We start from the raw sequence: 1313 nt of genomic DNA, 5'->3' as shown, positions 1-1313 counted from the left end.
TGAAGCTCCCCCCTGATCGTGGACAGCGGGTGGTTACGCTGCGGGGGCGAGGTCTTGCGTCGTCAGTGCCCTGGTCTCGAGCGGGGTGACGTACCCGTAGACGGGGTGCTTGCGCAGACGGGTGCGGTTGTACTCGACCTCGATGAAGCGGAAGACGTCAGCTCGGGCAGCCTCACGGGACTCCCAGATGGTGGTCCCGATTTCCGCTTTCAGCAGCCCGAAAAAGCTCTCGGCTGCGGCGTTATCGTAGCAGGAGCCGGTTCTGCCCATACTCTGCCGCATTGCCAACTTCCGTAGCTGGCTACGGTATTCGCGCGAGGTGTACTCGGATCCGCGGTCCGAGTGTGCAATGCAGCCCTCCTTGATCAGCCCGCGGCCGGCGGCCATCTTCAGCGCGTCGACGACCAGCTCGGCGCGGTGGTGATCGGCCATCGCATAACCGATCACCTCCCGGGTCGCCAGGTCGATGACGGTGGCGAGGTACCACCAGCCGGCAAGGGTGGGCAGGTAGGTGATGTCCGAGACCAGCTTGGTGCCGGGCTCGATGGAGGTGAAGTCACGTCCGACCAGATCAGGGGCGAAGACGGCCCTCTTGTCCGGCCGGGTCAGGCCGCGGCGTTTGCGGCGGGTGATGCCTCGGATGTCGTGCTCGCGCATCAGCCGCTCGACCCTCTTCCGGTTGATCCGCCGTCCCGTGCGGCGTAGTGCGGCCGTGATCCTCGGGGAGCCGTAGGCGCGGCGGGACTGCGTGTGGAGCCTGCGGATCTCCGTGACCAGCTCGGTCTCTTCGCCCGCTCGCGCCTCGGCGGCCGGGCGTGCGGCACGCCAGGCGTAGTAGCCGGAGCGAGACACCCCCAGGACCTTGCACATCAGGCTGACGCTGTGGCCGTCCGGGGTGTGCTTGGTGGCCTTCTCCGCATCGATGAACGCGTAGCGCACGGCTACTTCGTCGATTCCCTCGCGAAGAAGGCCGCGGCTTTTTTCAGGACCTCGATGGTCTGCTGCTGTTCCCGGTTCTCCCGCCGCAGACGCCGGAGCTCTTCTTTCTCGTCACTGGTGAGGGCGCCCGCCGGCCCGTGCCCGCGGTCGGCCTGGTCCTGCCTGACCCAGTTGCGCAGTCCCTCGGCGCTGACGCCGATCTCCCGGGCGACCTCGGTGACCGTCTTCCCTGAGGAGTGCACCAACGCGACCGCGTCGCGTTTGAACTCGGCCGTGTACCGCTTGCTGGTGTTGCTCTTCTTGCTCACTACCTGGGACTGCTTTCTCCGGGACCTTCCGTCCCAGTATCAGGCTGTCCAGCTCAGCGGGGGAAC

Annotated in this window: 2 protein-coding genes; both read right to left on the bottom strand. The window is 66.6% G+C overall.

The genetic code is table 11. The features are described 5' to 3' along the window. Positions 1-33 precede the first annotated feature (33 nt). Positions 34-939 carry an IS3 family transposase gene (locus IE178_RS34990; RefSeq protein ID WP_193515062.1) on the bottom strand — a complete coding sequence of 302 codons (906 nt, stop codon included), beginning with the start codon at positions 937-939 and terminating at the stop codon, positions 34-36. 2 nt (positions 940-941) lie between these two features. Continuing rightward, positions 942-1247, bottom strand: coding sequence for a transposase (locus tag IE178_RS34985; RefSeq protein ID WP_193515061.1), 306 nt, complete (start codon positions 1245-1247; stop codon positions 942-944). Between the last annotated feature and the right edge of the window lie 66 nt (positions 1248-1313).

It is taken from the genome of Streptomyces griseoloalbus, from assembly GCA_014650015.1.
GTDB classification, from domain to species: Bacteria; Actinomycetota; Actinomycetes; order Streptomycetales; family Streptomycetaceae; genus Streptomyces; species Streptomyces griseoloalbus.
This window is presented reverse-complemented; position numbering and strand designations above follow the sequence as displayed.